Here is a 21,165-nt window from a genome sequence, read left to right as displayed (position 1 = left end):
GCCGCGCCCAGCACCGGCCCCACGGTCGGCGAGGGGCGCGGCTTCTTCTGTTCCCGGGAGCTGTCACACTGGTGACGTGCGTGTTTACCTTGGATCAGATCATGCGGGCTTCGAGCTCAAAGAACACCTCGTCTCCTGGTTGAAGGAGAACGGCCACGAGGTCGTGGACGCCGGACCGGCCGTCTACGACGCGGTCGACGACTATCCTCCCTTCGTCCTGCGCGCCGCCGAGGGCGTCGCCGAGGACCCGGGCTCCCTGGGTGTCGTGATCGGCGGCTCCGGCAACGGTGAGCAGATCGCGGCCAACAAGGTCGCCGGCGTCCGCGCCGCCCTGGCCTGGAGCGAGGACACCGCCAGGCTGGCGCGCGAGCACAACGACGCGAACGTGCTCGGCATCGGCGGTCGGATGCACTCCCTGGAGGAGGCCACCCGGTTCGTGGAGGTCTTCCTGGCCACCCCGTACAGCGACGAGGAGCGGCACACCCGCCGCATCGCCATGCTGAGCGACTACGAGAGCACCGGCGAGCTCCCCCCGCTTCCGTAACCCCGTCCGTGGTCCCGCTCCGGCGCGGGACCGTTGGTCCGCCCCCGCGCGCCCCGCGCCCGGGGGCGGACGCTTGCCCGGGTACGTCCGGGACACACCCGGCCCGGGAGCGGTGTCCGGGAGAGGGGTGAGTTCCGGACATCGCCGGGAAGTTCCCCTACGGGTGCCCGAGTCCGACCCCGCGCGCCCGGGTTTAGGCGGAACCCAAACCCGGGGTTATGGGGCGGATCGCCGCTGGTAGTACGTGCCAGGCCAGCACCCCAAGCGCTACAGTTCGTGCACAGCGGCGGGCCATCGTAGTCCGAGACACCGTGTTGTCCGCGTCCATCGGTGCCCGCCCCTCGGCGGAACCAGCCTCCGCGACCCGGGCCGTGCCCCCACACAGCGCCCCCTCCGCCGACCCCGACCAGGCCCCCGAACGCGACCGAGAGCGCGCCGGTGTGCCCTACCACGACCAGGAGTGAGTCCCGCGGGTGAGCGGGCGTGCCGAGCCTAGAGGATCAATGAACCCCACACCGACCGCCAGGGCCACCCGACTGCTGCGATCCACCGTGCAGCGCGTTGTCGCGGTGCTCCGGCGCAAGGTGCTCTTCCGCTACCGCCTCGTCCTCATCACCCTGGTGGCCATCGCCGTGGGCATCGGCGTGGGCGCCGTGTGGGGTCCCGCCGGCTGGTTCCCGCCCAGCTCCACCATCCTCACCGTCCTGGCGGGCGGGCTGCTGCTCAAACGCAAGAGCCTCGCCTTCCTGCTCGGCGTGGTCGTCGCCGTCCTGCTGTTCGTGGCCTACATGCTCGACTTCGGCCAGGTCGGCCCGGGGCTCGTCGTCACCATCGGCGTCACCGGAGTCCTGTCCTACCTGCTGTCCGGCGTGCGCGAACGCCTCGGCGTGCAGGGCCTGAGCGGCGAGATGATGCTGCTGGACCTGCGCGACCGCCTCCGCGACCAGGGGAGGCTCCCCCCGGTCCCCGACGGCTGGGGGCGCACCGCCGTCCTGCGCCAGGCGGGCGGCTCCTCCTTCGGCGGCGACTTCGTCGTCTCCAACCGCCGCGGCAACCGGCTCGACGTCGCCGTCGTCGACGTCTCGGGCAAGGGGGTGGACGCCGGGACCCGCGCGCTGATGCTCTCGGGCGCCTTCAGCGGGCTCATCGGCGCGGTCCCCGCCGCCGACTTCCTCGCCCACTGCAACGACTACCTCATGCGCAACAGCGGCGGGGAGGGCTTCGTCACCGCGGTCCACCTGAGCGTGGACACCGAGACCGGCGAGTACCAGGTCGCCTCCGCGGGGCACCCGCCCGCCCTGCACTTCGACGGCGGTGGCGGGGTGTGGAGCACCACGGAGGCCAAGGGCGTGGTCCTCGGTGTCATCCCCGAGATGACCTACACCTCAGTCCAGGGCAAGCTCCGGCCCGGCGACGCCATCATGCTGTGCACCGACGGCCTCATCGAGACGCCGGGCGAGGACCTCGACGCGGGTATCGACCGGCTTCTCGGAGCCGCCGACACACTGGTCACACAGGGTTTCGCCACCGGAGCGGGCGAGGTGGTCGACACGCTCAGCAAGGACAAGAACGACGACTGCGCCCTCGTGGTGCTCTGGCGGACCTGACCCCCGACCGCTCGCCCACCGGCCCGGGTGAGCGTCCCCGGCCCCTCCTGGGGGTAGGGTCGACATGTTCCCCGACCCCGGTACGAGGTCTTCGTACCCGTTCACGGACCCCCGTGCTCGCCCTCTCCGCCCCCTGGGCGCCGACGCCCGCACGGACCACCACACCAGTGACGAGGGGCCGGACCGGTCCCCAGGACCCGGACTTCCCAGAATTCGCGGCCCCGCGGGCGTGCCCGCCGGGCGATGGAGACGCAAGGGGGTGCTTCGCATGGACGGCGAGCGCGCTGAAGAACTCACGGACCTGGTCGAGACGAACGACCTGACCGGCATCAGGCTCTGGTTGGCCGAACACAGGCCCCACGAGATCGCGGACGAACTGGCCCGCATGTCCAGCAGCGAGGCGATCATCCCCTTCCGGCTCCTGGACAAGGACCGCGAGCTGGAGGTCTTCGAGGAACTGGACCCCGGGCAGCAGCAGGCCATCCTCCTCGGCCTGCGGGCCCCCGACTTCCACCAGATCCTGGAGGAGATGGACCCGGACGACCGGGCCCGCCTCATCGGAGAGGCCCCGGCCAAGATCGCCACCCGGGCCCTGGCCGGGCTGAGCTCCGCCGAACGCAAGATGACCGCCGCGCTCCTCGGCTACGAGGAGGACTCGGTGGGCCGGCACATGACGCCGGAGACCGTCATCCTGCACCGGGACCTCACCGTGGGCCGCGCCCTGGAGGTGGTGCGCGCCAAGGGAGCCGACGCCGAGACCATCTACACGCTCCCGGTGGTCAGCGACGGGCGCCGACTGGTCGGCACCATCACCCTGAGCGACCTCGTCGTCAGCGACGACGACCGCGTGCTCAAGGACCTGGTCGACGTCCTCGCGCCCCGGGTGAGCGTGAGCGAACCGGTCGAGGACGCCGCCCGGCTCATCCAGGAGGCCAACCTCGTCTCCCTGCCGGTGGTGGACTCGGAGGACCGCTTCGTCGGCCTGTTCACCTTCGACGACGCCCTGGAGGTCATCGAGGCGGCCGACTCCGAGGACATGGCCCGCCAGTCCGGTGCCAGCCCCATCGACGACCACTACGTGTCCGTCGGGGTGCTGCGCCTGGTCGGCGCCCGCTCGGTGTGGCTCATGCTGCTCATCGTCGCCGCGACCCTCACCGTCAACGTCATGCAGGTGTACGAGGCCACCCTGGAGGAGGTCACGGCGCTGGCGATGTTCGTTCCGATGCTCATCGGCACCGGCGGCAACGTGGGAGCCCAGTCGGCGACGGCCATCGTGCGCGCCCTCGCGGTCGGGGAGGTGCGCGTGCGCGACCTGCCGTCGGTGATCTGGAAGGAGAGCCGGGTGGGCCTGCTCCTGGGCGTGATGCTCGCCGGGATCGCGCTCGTCATCGGGTCGGTTCTGGTCGGCGCGGACATCGCCGTGGTGGTCGCCCTGTCGGTGATCGCCATCTGCACCTGGGCGGCGATCATCGGATCGGCGATGCCCCTGCTCGCCCGCAAGGTGGGGGTGGACCCCGCCGTGGTCTCCTCGCCGATGGTCGCGACCCTCGTGGACGCCACCGGTCTGCTCATCTACTTCTCGGTGGCCCGCATGGTGCTGGGGCTGTGAACCGTGACGGACGTTTCGCTTGAAGTCCAGGTGAAACGGGTATCGCATCATCAGACCGGACACGTCTAGGGGGTTCCATGTCCGACAGCGGAAACACGTTCGACCGGCTCAAGAAGGCCGTCAACGACCACGCCGACAAGGCCGAGGGAGTCGTCGGGAAGGTCGCCGACGCCGCCAAGAAGGCGACCGGTGGGGCCCACGACGACAAGATCGACAAGGGCGCCGGGGCCGCCACCGACTACCTGCGCAAACGCGCACAGGAGAACAAGCGGGACCAGGAGTAGGACCCGCTCGGGACCCGGGACCGTGGCGCGGAACGGGGGAGACCGGCCCACAATGGGGCATGGTCTCGCCCGTTCCGCGTCTGCTGCCCCGGCTCCTCGCCCGCCTGCGCATGCCCCTGATGTGGGCGGCCATGGCCGCCCTCCTGGCCGGATACCTCGGCCTGTCCTGGTGGGTGGGCGCGACCCTGCTGGTGGTGGCGCTCGCGGTGCACCTGAGGCTGGGTACCCCCAGATGCGCGCCGAGGGTGCTGGCCCCGCCGGTGCGGGGGCGCTGGATGCCGCTGACCAGCCCCGTCGACCACGTGCCCAGCCAGGGGACCCACGCCTACGGCCAGACCCACGCGCTCGGTCTGGTCGCCGAGGACGGCACCCGGCCGGACATCGGCTGGCGGCCGCTCAGCCGCCCGCCGGAGGACTTCCCAGCGTTCGGCGCCCCCGTGTACGCCCCGGCCGACGGCACCGTGGTCAGGGTGCACGACCGACAGCGCGACCACCGCAGCCGCAACTCCTGGCCGTGGCTGTTCGGGGCCGTCGTGGAGAACACCCTGCGCGAGCTGCGCGGGCCCTCGGGGCTCATGGGCAACCACGTGGTCATCGACGTCGGCGGTGCGTACGTGCTCCTGGGCCACCTGCGCCGGGGCTCGGCCGTGGTGGCCCCGGGCGACGTCGTGGCGGCGGGCCAGCCGGTCGCCGCGTGCGGCAACTCCGGGGCGTGTACCGAACCCCAGGTTCGGGTGCAGCTGATGGACCGGCCCCACCCGCTCTTCGCCGCCGGGCTGCCGATGGTCTGGGGGCCCGGTTGGAAGGCGGCGGACCCGGAGGACGAGGGGCTGCCCGAGACCTGGCGCCCCGTCGAGGTGACCGGACCGGGCACTGTCCTCGCTGGTGAGGAGGTCGTTCCGCGGGAATACCCTGGAACCAGGACATGAGGGGACGACGTCACGCGGTCCGGACGGGGAGGTGCGGTGAGCGCGGTCGAGGGGGCGCCCTGCAAGCTCACGGTCTGCCGGGGCTGCTGCTGCGGCACGCGTAAGAAGGTGCCCGGCGTCGACCACGCGGCGCAGCTCGCCCGCCTCGGAGCCATCGACGACCACGCCGCCCGCCGGGTTCCGGTCCGCACCAGCACGTGCCTGGGCATCTGCTTCCAGGCCAACGTGGTTGTCGTCCAACCCTCCCACGAGGGCCGCGCGGCCGGAGGACGCCCCGTCTGGCTGGGCCGGATGACCGAGGACCGCCTCCTGGAGGCCCTCGACGACTGGATCTTCCAGGGAGGTCCCGGCCTGGCCCCGCTCCCCGCGCTCCTGGAGGACCACGTGACCTCCAAGGACGCCAAGAAGCCGAAGAAGGGGAAGAAGGCCAAGAAGGCCAAGCTGGGGAAGAAGGCCAAGAAGGCCAAGAAGGCCGACAAGGCCGAAAAGGACACGAAGTCACGGAAGGGCACGAAGGCCGGGAAGGGCGGGGGCAAGCGCGGAGGGGACGGGAAGGCCGCCAAGGAAGACCAGGGCGGCAAGCGGTCCGGGAAGTCCGAAAAGAAGAAGAAGCGGAAGGGCCCGAAGAAGGAGAAGGCGGGGAAGCGGCCCGGCCGGGAGTGAGGGGCGGCCCCGCCGATCGACAGAACCGCCCCGCCCCCTAACCCGACTGGGACGCGAACTGCGTGCGGTACAGCGCCGTGTACAGGCCGCCCGCCTCCAGCAGCTCCTCGTGCGTGCCGCGCTCCAGGATGCGGCCGTCCTCCAGCACCAGGATCTGGTCCGCCTCCCGCACCGTGGCCAGCCGGTGCGCGATCACCAGCGAGGTCCGGCCCTCCAACGCCACCGACAGCGCCTCCTGCACCGCGGCCTCGGACTCCGAGTCCAGGTGCGCCGTGGCCTCGTCCAGGACCACCACGGAGGGGGCCTTCAACAGCAGCCGCGCGATCGCCAGGCGCTGCTTCTCGCCGCCCGACAGCCGGTACCCCCGGTCGCCGACCATGGTGTCCAGGCCGTTGGGCAGCTGGTCGAGGAGCCCGCCCAGCCGCGCCATCCGCAGCGCCTCCTCCAGCTCCGCGTCGGTCGCCCCAGGGCGCGCGTAGCGCAGGTTCGCGCCCACCGTGTCGTGGAACAGCTGCGCGTCCTGCGTCACCACCCCGACGGCCTCCCGCAGGGAGTCGGAGGTGGTCTCGCGCAAGTCGAGGCCTCCGATCCGCACCGCGCCCTCCTTCGGGTCGTACAGCCGCGACACCAGGTGCGTGAGGGTCGACTTGCCCGCTCCCGACGGGCCCACCAGCGCCACCATCCGCCCCGGTTCGGCACGGAAGGACACCCCGCTCAGCACCTGGGTGTCGTCGGACGCCTCCGCCTGCGGAGTCAGCTCCAGGGACGCCACCGACGTCTCCGAGGCGCCCGGGTAGCGGAAGGACACCCGGTCGAACTCGACCCCCAGGGGGCCGTCGGGCAGCGGCCTCGCGTCCGGGCTCTCCTTGATCTGCGGCTCCAGGTCCAGCACCTCGAAGACCCGGTCGAAGGAGACCAGCGCCGTCATGATCTCCACGTGCACGTTGGACAGCGTGGTGATCGGCCCGTAGAGCCGGGCCAGCAGGGTGGTGAGCGCCACCAGGGTGCCCACCTCGAACGAACCGTCCACCGCGAGCACACCGCCCACGCCGTAGACCATCGCCATGGCCAGCGCCGTGATCGTGGCCAGCATGGTGAACAGCAGGCCGCCGATCACCGCCTGACGCACCCCGAGGTCGCGCACCCGGGCCGCCTTGTCGGAGAAGGCGCTGGTCTCCTCGTCGGGGCGGCCGTAGAGCTTGACCAGCATGGCCCCGCCCACGTTGAACCGCTCGGTCATGAGCGAGCTCATCGCGGCGTTGTTGTCCATGGCCTCGCGCGAGATGTTCGCGAGCCTGCGGCCCAGCAGCTTCGCCGGGAGGACGAACAGCGGCACCAGGACCAGAGCCAGCAGGGTCACCTGCCAGGACAGCGCCAGCATCGTGATGAGCACCGCCACCACGCTGATCAGGTTCGACACCACCGACTGCAGGACCGAGGTGATGGCCCGCTGGGCGCCGACCACGTCGGTGTTCAGGCGGCTGATCAGCGAACCCGTCTGCGTGCGGGTGAAGAAGGAGATCGGCATCCGCTGCACGTGCGAGAACACCTGGGTGCGCAGCAGGTAGATGACGCCCTCACCGATCCGGGACGACAGCCACCGGCCGGTCAGGGTGATGACGCCCTCCAGCAGGGCCAGCACCGCCGCGGCGACCGCCAGCCAGACCACCACCGAGGTGTTCCCCGGCAGGATGCCCTGGTCGATGATGGCCCGCAGCAGCAGGGGGTTGGCCACCACCACGGCCGCTCCCACCGCGGTGACCGCGAGGAAGAGCAGGATCGGCCGCCAGTGCGGTGTCGCGTAGGACATCACGCGCCTGGTGGTCCCCGGAGGCAGTTCCTGCCCCCGTGCGCTCCCGTCGTTGACCAGTGCCCTGTAGGAGGGCCTCCCTGAAATCATCCACAGCCTCGTTTCCGTTCACCACTCGCCACCCATGCGTCAACACCGGAGCGGGTGAGCTGCTTCCCGGTCGGCTGTGGGAGGAGGAGGGACGTCGGCGCGGGGCGGTCAGAGCGAGGAGGCGAGACGGCCGAGCGCGGCCGTCGTGGAGCGGCCCGGCGTGAAGGGCAGCTCCCAGGCCTGCGCCCCGAGGGCGTCGGCGCCCCGGATCTTGGCCTGCGTGTAGCGGTCCCCGGCGGTGAAGGCCAGGGCCGCGGGGGAGAGCGGGCGGAGCAGGTCCGCGTAGGCGGCCCAGTCGGCGACCGTGGGCGGGCCCTCGATGACGAAGGCACCGGCGACGCAGGCCAGGGCGGCGATGGTCTCGGCGCGCTCCTCGGCGGGGTTGACCGGGCGTCCGGGCCCCTTCCAGGCGCGTACGCGCTCGTCGGACTCGATGCCCACGACGAGGGGGAGCCCCCGGGCGGCGATCGACTGGAGGAAGCGCACGTGTCCGACGTGCAGGACGTCGAAGACGCCGGTCACCACGACCGGCCCCTCCTGCGGTTCCGGTCGTTGGAACCACAGCAGGTCGAGCGGTGTCGCCTGCTCGTCCGTGCCGTCCGCGTCCGTCATCTGGCCCCCGTTTCACCGAACCGCTGGGGCGCCGCACCGGGCCGCGCCGGCGGGTCCGCCCGAAAGGTCAACGTACCCGCTGGAGTCCGGTATTCCGCCTCGTGGCGGGGGCGGAGCCGAATCGTGTTCGGTGGGTGTGGCCCACGTCACCGAAAACTCCGCCCTCGCTGGGTGAGTCCCATCACGGGAAGCGGGTTCGAGAGAAAGGGGTGCCCATGGCGTGGACCGTGTTGATCGAGGAGGTCCGGGGGAGCGGTGACCGTTTGCGCTGGGGTACGGCTCCCTCGGCGGGGGCGCGCAATGCCAGTTTCGACGACCGCGAGCAGGCCCGGGAGGAGGCGCTGAGGCTCACCGCGGCGCACTTTCCCGCCAACCCGTGGTCGGAGCGGGACCGGCAGGTGTACCGGATCTCCCCGGACGAGTACCTGGTGAACGTGGACGGCGCGACCACCGACTTCCACTTCCGCGTCACCGTGGCCGAGCGCGTCGAGCCTGGTCGTGAGGAGCCCCGTCCGGTCGAGGACGCGCAACCCGATCCGCACTTCCTCCAGTCCTTCCGGCCGTTCCTCTGAGGGAGTCGGCGGCGGGCCGGTGCGCATCGAGCGCGTCGGCCCGCTTGGTGTGAGGAGCCCCGTCGGACGGGCGCGGGGGGTGTGGGGGTCGTCCCCCGGGTGGGATGGCGAAACGAGTCGGTGCCGTGAGGCACACGGTTCGCTTCGAGTGGGTCGGGGGTGTGGGGGTCGTCCCCCGGGTGGAACGGCGAAGCGAGCTGGTGCCGTGAGGCACACAGCTCGCTTCGAGTGGAGCGGGCGACGAGAATCGAACTCGCATGACCAGCTTGGAAGGCTGGGGTTCTACCATTGAACTACGCCCGCGTGGCATCGGAGCCCTTGAGTTTCCTCTAGACTCGTGGAGCCGACGGAGACAACAGTACCGTCTCCGGGGCGTTGGTCGCACACCCGATTTTCGGTGAGGTGTGTCCGCGCCGGGTGACGGGGTGTAGCGCAGCTTGGTTAGCGCGCATGCTTTGGGAGCATGAGGCCGCGGGTTCGAATCCCGCCACCCCGACGAAACCGTCCGCGGCGGTTCGGCCACAGGGCCGTGCGCCGTGGCCCCCTGTCTGTCTGCCCTAGACTTGGTGCGATCAGCAGGAAACTGTAAGTCCCAGCCCGTCGCAGGGCACCCCGACGGAACGTGGTCACCACTGACCGGGGGTGCGCGCGTGCATTCGCCGTTCGTGTGGTGCGCCTGCGGGCCGACGCGGACACCAGCCGGCAAACCTAGGAGTACCGCCCCGTGAAGACCGATGTCGAGGAGCTCAGCCCGACCCGGGTCAAGCTGACCATCGAGGTGCCCTTCGAGGAGCTCGAGCACGCTTTCGACGTGACCTACAAGTCGCTCGCGAAGCAGGTTCGGATCAAGGGCTTCCGCCCGGGCAAGGCGCCGGCGCGGCTGATCGACCGCTACGTCGGACGTGGCGCGGTGATCAGCGAAGCGGTCAATCACGCCGTTCCGGAGCTCTACAACGAAGCCATCCAGAAGGAGGAGATCTTCGCGCTCGGCCAGCCCGACGTGGAGGTCACCAAGCTGGAGGACAACGACCAGCTCGCCTTCACCGCCGAGGTCGACATCCGGCCCAAGTTCGAGGTGAAGGACTACAAGGGCATCGAGGTGACCGTCGACAACGCGACCGTCACCGACGAGCAGGTCGACGAGCAGATCGGCACCCTGCGCGAGCGCTTCTCCACCCTGGTCGGCGCCGACCGCCCCGTGGAGGACGGTGACCACCTCTCCATCGACCTGGTCGCCGCCATCGACGGTGAGAAGCTCGAGGACGTCGCCGTCAGCGGCTACTCCTACGAGGTCGGCACCAACACCATGCTGGAGGGCCTCGACGAGACCCTGCGCGGCATGGAGGCCGGTGGCGAGGCCACCTTCAAGACCACCCTCGTCGGTGGCGAGCACGAGGGCAAGGAAGCCGACGTCACCGTCACCGTGCACACGGTCAAGGTGAAGGAGCTGCCCGAGCTGGACGACGAGTTCGCCCAGCTGGCCTCGGAGTTCGACACGATCGACGAGCTGCGCGAGGACGTGCGCAAGCGCATGGCCGACGTGCGTCGCATGCAGCAGCTGTCCGCCGCCCGTGACAAGGCGCTGGAGAAGCTGATCGAGTCCGTCGAGATCCCGCTCCCCGACGCGGTCGTCGACGAGGAGATCAACCGCCGTCGCCAGAGCCTCGAGCAGCAGCTCGCCCAGAGCGGTCTGACCAAGGAGGCCTACCTCGAGTCGCAGGAGAAGACCGAGGAGGAGTTCGAGGAGGAGCTGAAGACCGGCGCCAACTCGGCGGTCAAGGCCGGTTTCATCCTCGACCAGCTGGCCCTCCAGGAGGACCTGAGCGCCGACCAGGGCGAGCTCAGCCAGTACGTGTTCGAGCAGGCCCAGCGCATGGGTGTGAGCCCGGACCAGCTGGCCCAGCACCTGGTCGAGTCGAACCAGATCCGCGTGGCCTTCACCGAGGTCGTCCGCGGCAAGGCCATGGACCTGGTCCTGGCCGGTGCCAAGGTGACCGACGAGGACGGCAACGTCGTCGAGCAGGAGATCGTCGAGGCCACCGACGACCAGGCGCTGGCCGAGGCCGTCAAGGCCGCGGCCGCCGCCTCCGCCGAGGTCGCCGAGGCTGACCAGGCCGAGGAGGCCACCGAGGCCGCCCAGGCCGACGAGGACGCCGACAAGGCCGACTCCAAGTAGTCCGAGGCTTCACGGTGCCGCGAGGCGCCACGGCTCCCAGGGGCCCCGTCCGACCCGCTCAGGGTGGGGCGGGGCCCCTTCCCTTCCACCTGCGGCGGGATGTTCGCTGTCAGGAGAAGGGGTGTGTTCCCGACCGGGCCCACCCTGCGCTCAAAGCGAACAGGGACGGTATCCGGACGAGCCTGGCGTCCGTCGGCGTTAGTGTCGCTGTATCGCAACCGTTTCGATTCCGGAGCAGGTGACGAGAGTGCCGCCGACCTTTGATGAGTCCCAGCGATTCGACGCTCGTACGTCGGATCCGCAGCTTTCCCCTTTTATTGAGCAGACGCCTCAGCGCCTGTTGCGCCAGCGAATCGTGTTCCTCGGCCAGCAGGTCGACGATGACATCGCCAACCGCCTCGTCGGTGAGCTCCTGCTGTTGTCCGCGGAGGACCGCCAGCGGGACATCACGATGTACATCAACTCGCCGGGTGGTTCCGTGACGGCGGGTATGGCGATCTACGACGTCATGCAGTACATCCCGAACGACGTGCGCACCGTGGGTATCGGTATGGCCGCGTCGATGGGCCAGATGCTCCTGTGCGCCGGTGCGCCCGGCAAGCGTTACGCGCTGCCGCACACCCGCGTCATGATGCACCAGCCGTCCGGTGGCATCGGGGGTACCGCCTCCGACATCCGGATTCTGGCTGACCAGCTGCTCTACGTGAAGAAGATGTTCATCCAGAAGATCTCCGAGCACACCGGGCAGACGGTCGAACAGATCGAGAAGGACGCCGACCGGGACCGCTGGTTCACGGCTCAGGAGGCCAAGGAGTACGGCTTCATCGACGAGGTGCTCGAGGGCACCCTCGACGTGACCAGCTGACAGTCCAGAGCACCTGGCCCAGTCCATGAATCGGCGCAGTGCGTGGAAGGCGTGAAATGACCGAGTTCAACCCCAGTCTCATCGGCGGCGCGGCCTCGATGGCTCCCCAGAGCCGCTACGTCCTGCCGTCCTACGTGGAGCGTACGTCGTACGGCGTCAAGGAGATGAATCCGTACAACAAGCTCTTCGAAGAGCGGATCATCTTCGTCGGCGTCCAGATCGACGACACTTCGGCCAACGACCTGATGGCCCAGCTCATCACCCTTGAGCAGCTCGACTCCGAGCGGGACATCCAGATGTACATCAACTCGCCGGGCGGTTCCTTCACCTCCCTCATGGCGATCTACGACACCATGCAGTTCGTGCGCCCCGACATCCAGACGGTGTGCATCGGACAGGCCGCTTCGGCCGCCGCGATCCTGCTGGCGGGCGGCACCAAGGGCAAGCGTGGTGCCCTCCCGAACGCCCGGATGATGATCCACCAGCCCGCGACCGAGGGTATGCACGGTCAGGCCAGCGACATCGAGATCCAGGCGAACGAGATCACCCGTATCCGCACGCAGCTGGAGACCACTCTGGCCAAGCACACGGGGCGCTCCCACGAGCAGGTCTCGAAGGACATCGAGCGGGACAAGATCCTCACCGCCGAGGAGGCCGTGGAGTACGGTCTCATCGACTTCGTCCTGCCCTACCGCAAGGCCTCCCTCAAGTAGGGACACCGGTCGTCGGACCTCCCCGGCCGGGACCGCCTCGCTCACGCGGCGGTCCCGGAGGGGAATCCGGCGCCCCGAAGTACTCACCGGACCGGTTTCTGACCCGCCTGGGACAGCCCGGTGGTGAAGCCGGTCCGGTTTTTCGCTTAGTCTGGCGGAGAGCGACACACAGATCGCCCCGTTCGTGGCTGGCCGGTCGCGAACGATCACACGGGAGTCGAGTCCTTCCGTCCGTTCGGCGCCGCGCACGCCCGTAACGGGGCGGCCTTAGTTTTGAGGAGTGGCTGGGTGGCACGCATCGGCGACGGCGGGGACCTGCTGAAGTGCTCATTCTGCGGTAAGAGCCAGAAGCAGGTGAAGAAGCTCATCGCTGGCCCCGGCGTGTACATCTGCGATGAGTGCATCGATCTGTGCAACGAGATCATCGAAGAGGAACTCGCCGACGCCACTGAGCTCACGTGGGACTCCCTTCCCAAACCCCGGGAGATCTTCGACTTCCTCGACTCGTACGTGATCGGGCAGGAGCAGGCGAAGAAGGCCCTCTCCGTGGCGGTGTACAACCACTACAAGAGAGTGCGTTCGGAGACGGACCGTCCCGGGGACGAGGACGTCGAGATCGCCAAGTCGAACATCCTCCTGCTGGGGCCGACCGGTTCGGGCAAGACCCTGCTGGCGCAGACCCTGGCGAAGATCCTCAACGTCCCCTTTGCCATTGCGGACGCCACCGCCCTCACCGAGGCGGGCTACGTGGGCGAGGACGTCGAGAACATCCTGCTGAAGCTGATCCAGGCCGCTGACTACGACGTCAAGAAGGCCGAGACCGGCATCATCTACATCGACGAGGTCGACAAGGTCGCCCGCAAGAGCGAGAACCCGTCGATCACCCGCGACGTCTCCGGCGAGGGTGTGCAGCAGGCGCTGCTGAAGATCCTCGAGGGGACCACCGCGAGCGTGCCCCCGCAGGGCGGCCGCAAGCACCCGCACCAGGAGTTCATCCAGATCGACACCACCAACGTGTTGTTCATCTGCGGTGGCGCCTTCGCGGGGCTGGAGAAGATCATCGAGTCCCGCACCGGGCAGCAGGGCATGGGCTTCAACGCCGTGCTGCGGCCCAAGAGCGAGATGGCCGGGACCGCCCTGTTCGGCGAGGTCATGCCGGAGGACCTGCTGAAGTTCGGGATGATCCCGGAGTTCATCGGCCGTCTGCCGGTGATCACCAGCGTGCACAACCTGGACAAGGCCGCGCTGATCCAGATCCTCACCGAGCCGCGCAACGCCCTGGTCAAGCAGTACCAGCGGCTGTTCGAACTGGACAACGTCGAGCTGGAGTTCACCCAGGACGCCCTGGAGGCGATCGCCGAGCAGGGCATCATCCGGGGGACCGGCGCCCGGGGCCTGCGCGCGATCATCGAGGAGGTCCTGCTCTCGGTGATGTACGAGGTGCCCAGCCGGGAGGACGTCGGCCAGGTGATCATCACCCGCGAGTCGGTGGAGCAGCACGTGAACCCGACGATCGTGCCGCGCGCCCAGCTGGAGGCGGACGACGACCGCCAGGAGAAGTCGGCCTGAGCCGCACCTCCCGCGTCGGCCCACGGGTCCGTGGGGGAGGTCTGGTGAGGTCTGGGGGCGCTCTTCCCGTGGGGGAGGGCGCCCCCGGTGTGTCGGCCGATCCCCGGGCGGCCCCGGGGCCCGCGGTCACTCCTCGCCCTTGAGGACCTTCTCCATGCGCGCGATCTCCGTGTTCTGCTCGGCGATGAGGTCGTTGGCCATGCGCAGGACCTCCTGGTCCTTCCCCTCGGCCATGGCCTCCTCCGCCATGGTCACCGCGCCCGCGTGGTGGGCGGTCATGAGCTCCACGAAGAGCTGGTCGAAGTCGTCTCCCTCGGCCTCGGCGAGGCGGCCCATGTCCTCGTCGGAGACCATGCCCTCCATGTCGTCGTGGTCGACCTGGAGATCGCAGGCCACGACCTCGTCGTCATCGGCGTGGTGGCTGCCGTCGCCCTCCAGGCCGCAGAAGTTCTGGTGCGCCGGGTTCTCCCTGGCCGGGCCGAAGACGTTGACCTCCAGCCAGCTCTCCATGGCCGAGATCTCGGGCCCCTGGGCCGCGGAGATGCGGTCGGCGATGCGTTCGATGCCGTCCCGTTCGTAGCGGTCCTCGACCAGGTCGGTCATCTCCAGGGCCTGCCTGTGGTGCTCGATCATCTTCACCAGGTAGGTGACGTCGGCCTCGTTGTGGCCCTGTTCCTCGGCGAGCGCGGCGATCTGGTCGGCTGTGGCGGGGGTGGAGGACTCGCCGGGAGCACCGGGCGCGATGACGTTGGCGGACTGTTCACCCTCGTCACCGGTACAGGCCGCGGCTCCGAGCAACACGAGGGCGGTTCCGGCTGCGAGTGCCAGGCGACGCACGAGGTCTCCTCCAGGGGTGGGGGCGGGCGGGCCGGGTGCCCGCCGTTGTCGGCTGACCCGACGTCCTGCGGGTTTTCTACTCACTCGAAGGGTGTTTTGTCCAGTCTCGGGGGTCCGTCGGCGCGGCCGTGTCCGGCCGCGCGCCGCCTCTGAGCTGTCCGTTCTCGGCGTTTCGTCTGGCTTGTGCGTGCTCGTGCAGGTACAACCCAAAGTAGTCAACTGGCGTCTTTGGGTGGTTTTCGGGGGTGGGGGCGTATGGCTTCGGGAACGGGACGCAGACGTGGGGCCGTCGCGGCCGCCTCGGTGGTCGCGCTGGCCGGGCTCGCGGTTCCGAGCGCCGGCGCCGACGACGGGGTGACCACCAGCGGGGGAGTGGTGCACCTGGCGAACGTGCCCAAACCCGAGTCGATGGGGAGGTCGCCCAACTCCGACCTCGCCTTCACGGGCGACTACGCGATCGGGGGCAACTACAGCGGATTCGTCGTCTACGACATCTCCGAGCCCGCCGCCCCGAGGATCGTCGCCGAGGTGGTGTGCCCCGGCGGCCAGGGCGACGTCTCCGTCAGCGGCGACCTGCTGTACTTCTCCGTGGACTACCCCCGGGCCGGCGACGAGTGCGGCGCGCCCTCCGCCCCGGCCACGGACGCCGACGCGTTCGAGGGGCTGCGGATCTTCGACATCTCCGACAAGGCGAACCCCCAGTACGTCGCCGCCGTGCCCACCGACTGCGGTTCGCACACCAACACCCTGGTGCCCGGCGCGGACGGGCGCAGCGACGTGGTGTACGTGTCCTCGTACTCGCCGTCGGAGGCCTTCCCGAACTGCCGACCGCCGCACGACAAGATCACCGTCATCGAGGTGCCGCACGACGCTCCCGAGGACGCGGCCGTGGTCAGCGAGCCGGTGCTCTTCCCGGACGGCGGGCACGAGACCACCACCGGCTGCCACGACATCACCGCCTACCCGGCCCGGGGCCTGGCCGCCGCGGCCTGCCTGGGCGACGGCCTGCTGCTGGACATCACGGACCCGCTCCGGCCGGAGGTGGTGGAGCGCGTCCAGGACGAGAACTTCGCCTTCTGGCACTCGGCGACCTTCACCAACGACGCCCGGAACGTGGTCTTCACCGACGAGCTCGGCTCGGGTTCCTCGGCGACCTGCAACGAGCGGATCGGACCGGAGCGCGGTGCCAACGCCGTCTACGCGCTGGACACGAGCGGGGAAAGCCCTGAACTGGAATTTCGGAGCTACTACAAATTGCCGCGGCACCAGTCCGATACGGAGAACTGTGTGGCGCACAACGGGTCGCTGATCCCCGTTCCCGGCCAGGACTTCTTCGTCCAGGCGTGGTACCAGGGCGGGGTGTCGGTCATCGACCTCAACGACCCGGACCGGCCCGTCGAGGTGGGCCACTTCGACCGGGGGCCGTTCCACCCGACGCAGCTGCGCACGGCCGGATCGTGGTCCGCCTACTACTACAACGGGCATGTCTACTCGTCCGACATGGAACGCGGTTTCGACGTCCTCGCGCTCACCGACCCCCGGTTCGCCGGCGCCGAATCCGTGCGGCAGGACGAGTTCAACCCGCAGTCCCAGCCGGAGCTCCCCGACTGATCCGTCCCGGTGCGGCGGCCGCGCGCCGCCGCACCCGGAACGGGCCGTCCTCGACACGGTGCGTAGCGGGATCGGGTCGACTCGACACCGTGTAAACAACCATGTTTCTTTTGTTTCCCTCTATACATATTGATGTTGAACTGTGTACGTTCTTCCTGTTTCGCTCCATTAGGAACCAGGAGTACGCATGGCGTCGTCCCCCGCCCCCTCCCCGTCAAGACGCCCCCAGTACCGCCGCGGCACCATCGGCCTCGCTCTCGCCGGTGCCGCCGCCCTGACCCTGGGCCTCCTCGGCCCGGCGGCCGCCTCGGCGGACCGGATTCCCTTCGAGAGCGACGCCGAGACCAGCGCGAACGTCACCCATGTGGCCAACGTCCCGAAGTCCGAGGCCATGGGTGACTACAACACCGACCTCGCCTTCACGGGTGACTACGCCATCGGCGGCAACTACAACGGCTTCGTCGTCTACGACATCTCCCGGCCCGAGGAGCCCACGGTCGTCTCCGAGGTGCTCTGCCCCGGCGGCCAGGGCGACGTATCCGTCAGCGGCGACCTCGTCTACTTCTCCGTCGACTACCCCCGGGCCAGCGACGAGTGCGGCGCCCCGGCGGTCCCCACCAGCGACCCGGACGGTTTCGAGGGCATCCGCGTCTTCGACATCTCCGACAAGGCGAACCCCCAGTACGTCGCGGCCGTGCGCACCGACTGCGGTTCGCACACCAACACCCTGGTGCCCGGCAAGGACGGCGAGAGCGACTACGTCTACGTCTCCTCGTACTCGCCCTCCGCCAACTTCCCGAACTGCCAGCCGCCGCACGACAAGATCTCGGTGATCGAGATCCCCCTGGCCGACCCCTCCTCGGCCGCGGTGGTCAACGAGCCCGTGCTCTTCCCCGACGGCGGCAACCGCAACACCACCGGCTGCCACGACATCACCGCCTACCCCGAGCGCGACCTCGCGGCGGGTGCGTGCATGGGCGACGGCATCCTGATGGACATCTCCGACCCCGCCAACCCCGTGGTCACCGACGTCGTCCAGGACACCAACTTCGCCTTCTGGCACTCCGCCACGTTCACCAACGACGCGGGCACCGTGATCTTCACCGACGAGCTCGGCGGCGGTGGCGGCGCCATCTGCACCGAGGACTACGGGGTGGAGCGGGGAGCCAACGCCATCTACACCGTCGGCGGCACCACCGGGGCACCGGCGCTCGACTTCGAGAGCTACTACAAGATCCCGCGCGTGCAGAGCGCCACCGAGAACTGCGTGGCACACAACGGGTCGCTGATCCCCGTTCCCGGCCAGGACTTCTTCGTACAGTCCTGGTACCAGGGCGGCGTGTCGGTCATCGACTTCAACGACCCGGCCGACCCGCGCGAGATCGGGTACTTCGACCGGGCCCCGATCGACGAGGACAACCTGATCCTGGGCGGTTCGTGGTCCGCGTACTACTACAACGGCCACGTCTACTCCTCCGACATCACCCGGGGCCTCGACGTGATCCGGCTCGACGACCCGCGCCTGCGCTCCGCCGCGCGCGTCACCTACGACGAGTTCAACCCCCAGTCACAGCCGAGCTATCGACCCGGCCGCTGACGCGCGCCACGAACCTCTCCCGGTGGCTCCTCCTGGGGAGCCAGGGCAAACGGGAGAGAGAGCGGGGCCGTGGCCCGAAGGTCACGGCCCCGCCGCGTCCCGCCCCCCAGCCCCCGTCCCCCTACGATCTGGAGAAACCATGCCCGCAGCTCCCCCGTCACGGGCCGGTCGCGGCCTGCGCGGCGCGACGACCGTCGCGCTCGCCGCGGCGGCGACCCTGTTCGCCGGGCTCCTCGGCCCGGCGGCGGCATACGCCGACACCCCGCCCTCCGACAGCGTCACCAGCGACAACGTCGAACACCTCGCCAACGTCCCCAAGCCGGCGGCGGTCAGCAACACCAACTCGGACCTGGCGTTCACCGGCGACTACGTCATCGGCGGCAACTACGACGGCTTCGTGATCTACGACGTCTCCGAACCCGCCGACCCCAAGATCGTCTCCGAGGTGCTCTGCCCCGGCGGCCAGGGCGACATCTCCGTCAGCGGCGACCTGCTGTACTTCGCGGTCGACTACCCGCGCGCCAACGACGAGTGCGGCGCCCCCTCCGTCCCGGTCACCGACCCGAACGGCTTCGAGGGCGTCCGCATCTTCGACATCTCCGACAAGACCAACCCGCAGTACGTGTCGGCGGTGCGCACCGACTGCGGATCGCACACCCTCACCCTCGTGCCCAACGCCGACCCCGACACCGAACTGGTCTACGTCTCCTCCTACGCTCCCTCGGCCACCTTCCCGAACTGCCAGCCGCCCCACGACAAGATCGCCATCATCGAGGTCCCCCTGGACGACCCGGGTGCGGCCGCCATCGTCAACGAGCCGGTCCTGTTCCCGGACGGCGGCAACCACGACCAGCCCGGCCTGCTCCGGCCGACCGAGGGCTGCCACGACATCACCGTCTACCCGTCCAAGGACCTGGCCGCCGGGGCCTGCATGGGCGACGGCATCATCATGGACATCTCCGACCCGGTCAACCCGGTCGTGACCGAGGTCGTCCAGGACACCAACTTCGCGTTCTGGCACTCGGCCACCTTCACCAACAACGGTGACGCGGTGCTGTTCACCGACGAACTCGGCGGCGGCGGTGCGGCCACCTGCACCGAGGAGATCGGCCCGGAGCGCGGCGCCAACGCCATCTACGCCCTGGACACGACCCCGGACGGCGGTCACAGCCTGGAGTTCGCGAGCTACTTCAAGATCGACCGCCACCAGGGCGACCAGCAGTCCTGCGTCGCCCACAACGGGTCGCTCATCCCCGTTCCGGGGAAGAACTACTTCGTGCAGTCCTGGTACCAGGGCGGCGTGTCGGTCATCGACTTCAACGACCTCAGCAACCCCCGTGAGATCGGCTACTTCGACCCCGACAACCGGATCGACCCGGACGTCGAGAACGGCAGCACCTGGTCCGCGTACTACTACAACGGCCACGTCTACTCCTCGGACATGCGCCGCGGCCTGGACGTCCTCAAGCTCACCGATCCGCGCCTGCGCGCGGCCGAGCGGGTGAGGTACGAGGAGTTCAACCCGCAGACCCAGCCGGTCTACCGTCCCGGACGGTAGCCGACCATGACGCACCGGGGTGCCGCGCGAGCCACGCGCGGCACCCCGCGCGCTGTTCCCACCCCCGCCCCCACCAGGAAAGGCAGACCCATGCGCACCTCCCCGCGCCGCGTCGCCGCAGTGGCGACGGCGGCCGCCGCCACCCTGTTCGCCGGGCTCCTCGGCCCGGCGGCGGCTTCAGCCGACACCCCGCCCTCCGACGCGATCTCCAGCGACAACGTCCAGCACGTGGCCAACGTCCCCAAGCCGGCGGCGGTCAGCAACACCAACTCGGACCTGGCGTTCACCGGCGACTACGCCATCGGCGGCAACTACGACGGCTTCGTGATCTACGACATCTCCGAACCCGAGGACCCCAGGATCGTCTCCGAGGTGCTCTGCCCGGGCGGTCAGGGCGACGTCGCGGTCAGCGGCGACCTGCTGTACTTCGCGGTCGACTACCCGCGCGCCAACGACGAGTGCGGCGCCCCCGCGGTGCCCGTCACCGACCCGAACGGCTTCGAGGGCGTCCGGATCTTCGACATCTCCGACAAGGCCAACCCGCAGTACGTGTCGGCGGTGCGCACCGACTGCGGATCGCACACCCTGACCCTCGTCCCGGGCGACGCGGAGCGCGAGTACGTGTACGTGTCCTCGTACTCGCCCTCGGCCACCTTCCCGAACTGCCAACCGCCCCACGACAAGATCGGCGTCATCGAGGTGCCGCTCGACGCCCCGGACGAGGCCGCCCTGGTCAACGAGCCGGTCCTGTTCCCCGATGGCGGCCACCGCACCACCTCCGGCTGCCACGACATCACGGTGTTCCCGTCCAAGGACCTGGCGGCGGGCGCCTGCATGGGTGACGGCGTCCTGATGGACATCTCCGACCCCGCCGCCCCCGTCGTCACCGAGGTGGTCCAGGACGAGAACTTCGCGTTCTGGCACTCGGCGACCTTCACCAACGACGCCCGCACGGTGCTGTTCACCGACGAGCTCGGCGGCGGCGGCGCGCCCACGTGCACCGAGGAGATCGGGCCGGAGCGCGGCGCCAACGCCATCTACACTCTCGACGGCGAAGGCGCCGACTCCTCGCTGGAGTTCGCGAGCTACTTCAAGATCGACCGCCACCAGGGCGACCAGGTGTGCGTGGCGCACAACGGTTCGCTGATCCCGGTCCCCGGCCAGGACTACTTCGTGCAGTCCTGGTACCAGGGCGGGATCTCCGTGATCGACTTCAACGACCCGGCCAACCCGCGCGAGATCGGCTACTTCGACGCCGACTCCCGGGTCGAGCCGGGCATCCAGGACAACGACACGTGGTCGACGTACTACTACAACGGCTACGTGTACTCGTCCGACATCGACCGGGGGCTGGACGTCCTCAAGCTCACCGACCCGCGCCTGCGCGCGGCCGAGCGCGTGAGGTACGAGGAGTTCAACCCGCAGACCCAGCCGGTCTACCGTCCCGGACGGTAGACCGGCGGTACGGGGCCGGGGAGGCTCTCCCCGGCCCCCGATCGGAAGAGCGGGGGGTAGGGTA

General features: G+C 69.5%; 18 protein-coding genes and 2 tRNA genes. 16 read left to right on the top strand and 4 right to left on the bottom strand.

All coding sequences use genetic code 11. The annotated features are described in order from the left end of the window. The first annotated feature begins 76 nt into the window (after positions 1–76). The 6 genes from ABZ635_RS17130 (at position 77) to ABZ635_RS17105 (ending at position 5,636) form a co-directional block, all read left to right on the top strand. The gene (locus tag ABZ635_RS17130; protein WP_357765696.1) at positions 77–544 is read left to right on the top strand and encodes a ribose-5-phosphate isomerase; all 468 of its coding nucleotides are present in this window, start codon (positions 77–79) and stop codon (positions 542–544) included. Between the two features lie 503 nt (positions 545–1,047). After that, complete coding sequence (locus ABZ635_RS17125) at positions 1,048–2,151, top strand: PP2C family protein-serine/threonine phosphatase (RefSeq protein ID WP_357765693.1); 1,104 nt, start codon at positions 1,048–1,050, stop codon at positions 2,149–2,151. A gap of 268 nt (positions 2,152–2,419) precedes the next feature. Next, the gene (gene mgtE, locus ABZ635_RS17120; protein WP_357765690.1) at positions 2,420–3,760 is read left to right on the top strand and encodes a magnesium transporter; all 1,341 of its coding nucleotides are present in this window, start codon (positions 2,420–2,422) and stop codon (positions 3,758–3,760) included. Between the two features lie 77 nt (positions 3,761–3,837). Further along, on the top strand, positions 3,838–4,044 hold the full coding sequence (locus ABZ635_RS17115; RefSeq protein ID WP_357765687.1) for an antitoxin: 207 nt from the start codon (positions 3,838–3,840) through the stop codon (positions 4,042–4,044). A gap of 59 nt (positions 4,045–4,103) precedes the next feature. Then, positions 4,104–4,973 (top strand): M23 family metallopeptidase, encoded by an 870-nt coding sequence (locus tag ABZ635_RS17110; RefSeq protein ID WP_357765684.1) that lies wholly within the window; start codon positions 4,104–4,106, stop codon positions 4,971–4,973. Between the two features lie 36 nt (positions 4,974–5,009). After that, positions 5,010–5,636 carry a (2Fe-2S) ferredoxin domain-containing protein gene (locus ABZ635_RS17105; protein ID WP_357765682.1) on the top strand — a complete coding sequence of 209 codons (627 nt, stop codon included), beginning with the start codon at positions 5,010–5,012 and terminating at the stop codon, positions 5,634–5,636. A 37-nt stretch (positions 5,637–5,673) separates the two neighbouring features. On the opposite strand, the gene ABZ635_RS17100 is transcribed toward ABZ635_RS17105, so the two are convergent. Together ABZ635_RS17100 and ABZ635_RS17095 are read right to left on the bottom strand one after the other, a co-directional pair. Next, entirely contained in the window at positions 5,674–7,536 is a 1,863-nt protein-coding gene (locus ABZ635_RS17100) for an ABC transporter ATP-binding protein (RefSeq protein ID WP_357765680.1), read from the bottom strand. A gap of 108 nt (positions 7,537–7,644) precedes the next feature. Beyond that, complete coding sequence (locus ABZ635_RS17095; RefSeq protein ID WP_357765678.1) at positions 7,645–8,148, bottom strand: adenylyltransferase/cytidyltransferase family protein; 504 nt, start codon at positions 8,146–8,148, stop codon at positions 7,645–7,647. Between the two features lie 215 nt (positions 8,149–8,363). Here ABZ635_RS17095 and ABZ635_RS17090 point away from each other — a divergent pair, with 215 nt between their 5' ends. Next, a complete protein-coding gene (locus tag ABZ635_RS17090; RefSeq protein WP_357765675.1) occupies positions 8,364–8,720 on the top strand; it encodes a hypothetical protein in 357 nt (118 codons plus the stop codon). Positions 8,721–8,949: 229 nt separating this feature from the next. On the opposite strand, the gene ABZ635_RS17085 is transcribed toward ABZ635_RS17090, so the two are convergent. Next, a tRNA-Gly gene (locus ABZ635_RS17085) sits at positions 8,950–9,023 on the bottom strand. A gap of 118 nt (positions 9,024–9,141) precedes the next feature. Here ABZ635_RS17085 and ABZ635_RS17080 point away from each other — a divergent pair. The 5 genes from ABZ635_RS17080 to clpX all read left to right on the top strand — a co-directional run bounded on the left by ABZ635_RS17080 (position 9,142) and on the right by clpX (position 14,043). Further along, positions 9,142–9,216 (top strand) — tRNA-Pro (locus ABZ635_RS17080). Positions 9,217–9,444: 228 nt separating this feature from the next. Then, positions 9,445–10,896, top strand: coding sequence for a trigger factor (gene tig, locus ABZ635_RS17075; protein ID WP_357765672.1), 1,452 nt, complete (start codon positions 9,445–9,447; stop codon positions 10,894–10,896). Positions 10,897–11,143: 247 nt separating this feature from the next. Then, positions 11,144–11,761, top strand: coding sequence for an ATP-dependent Clp protease proteolytic subunit (locus ABZ635_RS17070; protein WP_357765670.1), 618 nt, complete (start codon positions 11,144–11,146; stop codon positions 11,759–11,761). A 56-nt stretch (positions 11,762–11,817) separates the two neighbouring features. Then, positions 11,818–12,474: an ATP-dependent Clp protease proteolytic subunit gene (locus ABZ635_RS17065; protein ID WP_017545193.1), complete on the top strand. Its 657-nt coding sequence runs from the start codon at positions 11,818–11,820 to the stop codon at positions 12,472–12,474. A 288-nt stretch (positions 12,475–12,762) separates the two neighbouring features. Further along, complete coding sequence (gene clpX, locus ABZ635_RS17060) at positions 12,763–14,043, top strand: ATP-dependent Clp protease ATP-binding subunit ClpX (protein ID WP_357765665.1); 1,281 nt, start codon at positions 12,763–12,765, stop codon at positions 14,041–14,043. A gap of 126 nt (positions 14,044–14,169) precedes the next feature. On the opposite strand, the gene ABZ635_RS17055 is transcribed toward clpX, so the two are convergent. After that, complete coding sequence (locus ABZ635_RS17055; RefSeq protein WP_357765662.1) at positions 14,170–14,880, bottom strand: DUF305 domain-containing protein; 711 nt, start codon at positions 14,878–14,880, stop codon at positions 14,170–14,172. A gap of 255 nt (positions 14,881–15,135) precedes the next feature. Between ABZ635_RS17055 and ABZ635_RS17050 the strand changes: the two genes are divergently transcribed. From ABZ635_RS17050 to ABZ635_RS17035, 4 genes are all read left to right on the top strand, one after another. Then, positions 15,136–16,491, top strand: coding sequence for a hypothetical protein (locus tag ABZ635_RS17050; protein WP_357765659.1), 1,356 nt, complete (start codon positions 15,136–15,138; stop codon positions 16,489–16,491). A 187-nt stretch (positions 16,492–16,678) separates the two neighbouring features. Then, the gene (locus ABZ635_RS17045; RefSeq protein ID WP_357765656.1) at positions 16,679–18,088 is read left to right on the top strand and encodes a hypothetical protein; all 1,410 of its coding nucleotides are present in this window, start codon (positions 16,679–16,681) and stop codon (positions 18,086–18,088) included. A 139-nt stretch (positions 18,089–18,227) separates the two neighbouring features. Further along, the gene (locus tag ABZ635_RS17040; RefSeq protein ID WP_357765653.1) at positions 18,228–19,646 is read left to right on the top strand and encodes a hypothetical protein; all 1,419 of its coding nucleotides are present in this window, start codon (positions 18,228–18,230) and stop codon (positions 19,644–19,646) included. 90 nt (positions 19,647–19,736) lie between these two features. Next, the gene (locus ABZ635_RS17035) at positions 19,737–21,101 is read left to right on the top strand and encodes a hypothetical protein (protein ID WP_357765650.1); all 1,365 of its coding nucleotides are present in this window, start codon (positions 19,737–19,739) and stop codon (positions 21,099–21,101) included. The last annotated feature ends 64 nt before the right edge of the window (positions 21,102–21,165 follow it).

The sequence above is a fragment of the Nocardiopsis sp. NPDC007018 genome, assembly GCF_040635075.1.
Lineage (GTDB): Bacteria > Actinomycetota > Actinomycetes > Streptosporangiales > Streptosporangiaceae > Nocardiopsis.
Note: the sequence above shows the minus strand (reverse complement) of the source record. Positions and strands in the feature narration are given on the sequence as shown.

What these genes read in the sequence shown, in the direction of transcription:
- ABZ635_RS17125 (WP_357765693.1), top strand. Translation starts at nt 1,048, where the DNA reads ATGAACCCCACACCGACCGCCAGGGCCACCCGACTGCTGCGATCCACC.
- mgtE (WP_357765690.1), top strand. Translation starts at nt 2,420, where the DNA reads ATGGACGGCGAGCGCGCTGAAGAACTCACGGACCTGGTCGAGACGAAC.
- ABZ635_RS17115 (WP_357765687.1), top strand. Translation starts at nt 3,838, where the DNA reads ATGTCCGACAGCGGAAACACGTTCGACCGGCTCAAGAAGGCCGTCAAC.
- ABZ635_RS17110 (WP_357765684.1), top strand. Translation starts at nt 4,104, where the DNA reads ATGGTCTCGCCCGTTCCGCGTCTGCTGCCCCGGCTCCTCGCCCGCCTG.
- ABZ635_RS17100 (WP_357765680.1), bottom strand. Translation starts at nt 7,536, where the DNA reads ATGATTTCAGGGAGGCCCTCCTACAGGGCACTGGTCAACGACGGGAGC.
- ABZ635_RS17095 (WP_357765678.1), bottom strand. Translation starts at nt 8,148, where the DNA reads ATGACGGACGCGGACGGCACGGACGAGCAGGCGACACCGCTCGACCTG.
- ABZ635_RS17090 (WP_357765675.1), top strand. Translation starts at nt 8,364, where the DNA reads ATGGCGTGGACCGTGTTGATCGAGGAGGTCCGGGGGAGCGGTGACCGT.
- ABZ635_RS17065 (WP_017545193.1), top strand. Translation starts at nt 11,818, where the DNA reads ATGACCGAGTTCAACCCCAGTCTCATCGGCGGCGCGGCCTCGATGGCT.
- ABZ635_RS17050 (WP_357765659.1), top strand. Translation starts at nt 15,136, where the DNA reads ATGGCTTCGGGAACGGGACGCAGACGTGGGGCCGTCGCGGCCGCCTCG.
- ABZ635_RS17045 (WP_357765656.1), top strand. Translation starts at nt 16,679, where the DNA reads ATGGCGTCGTCCCCCGCCCCCTCCCCGTCAAGACGCCCCCAGTACCGC.
- ABZ635_RS17040 (WP_357765653.1), top strand. Translation starts at nt 18,228, where the DNA reads ATGCCCGCAGCTCCCCCGTCACGGGCCGGTCGCGGCCTGCGCGGCGCG.
- ABZ635_RS17035 (WP_357765650.1), top strand. Translation starts at nt 19,737, where the DNA reads ATGCGCACCTCCCCGCGCCGCGTCGCCGCAGTGGCGACGGCGGCCGCC.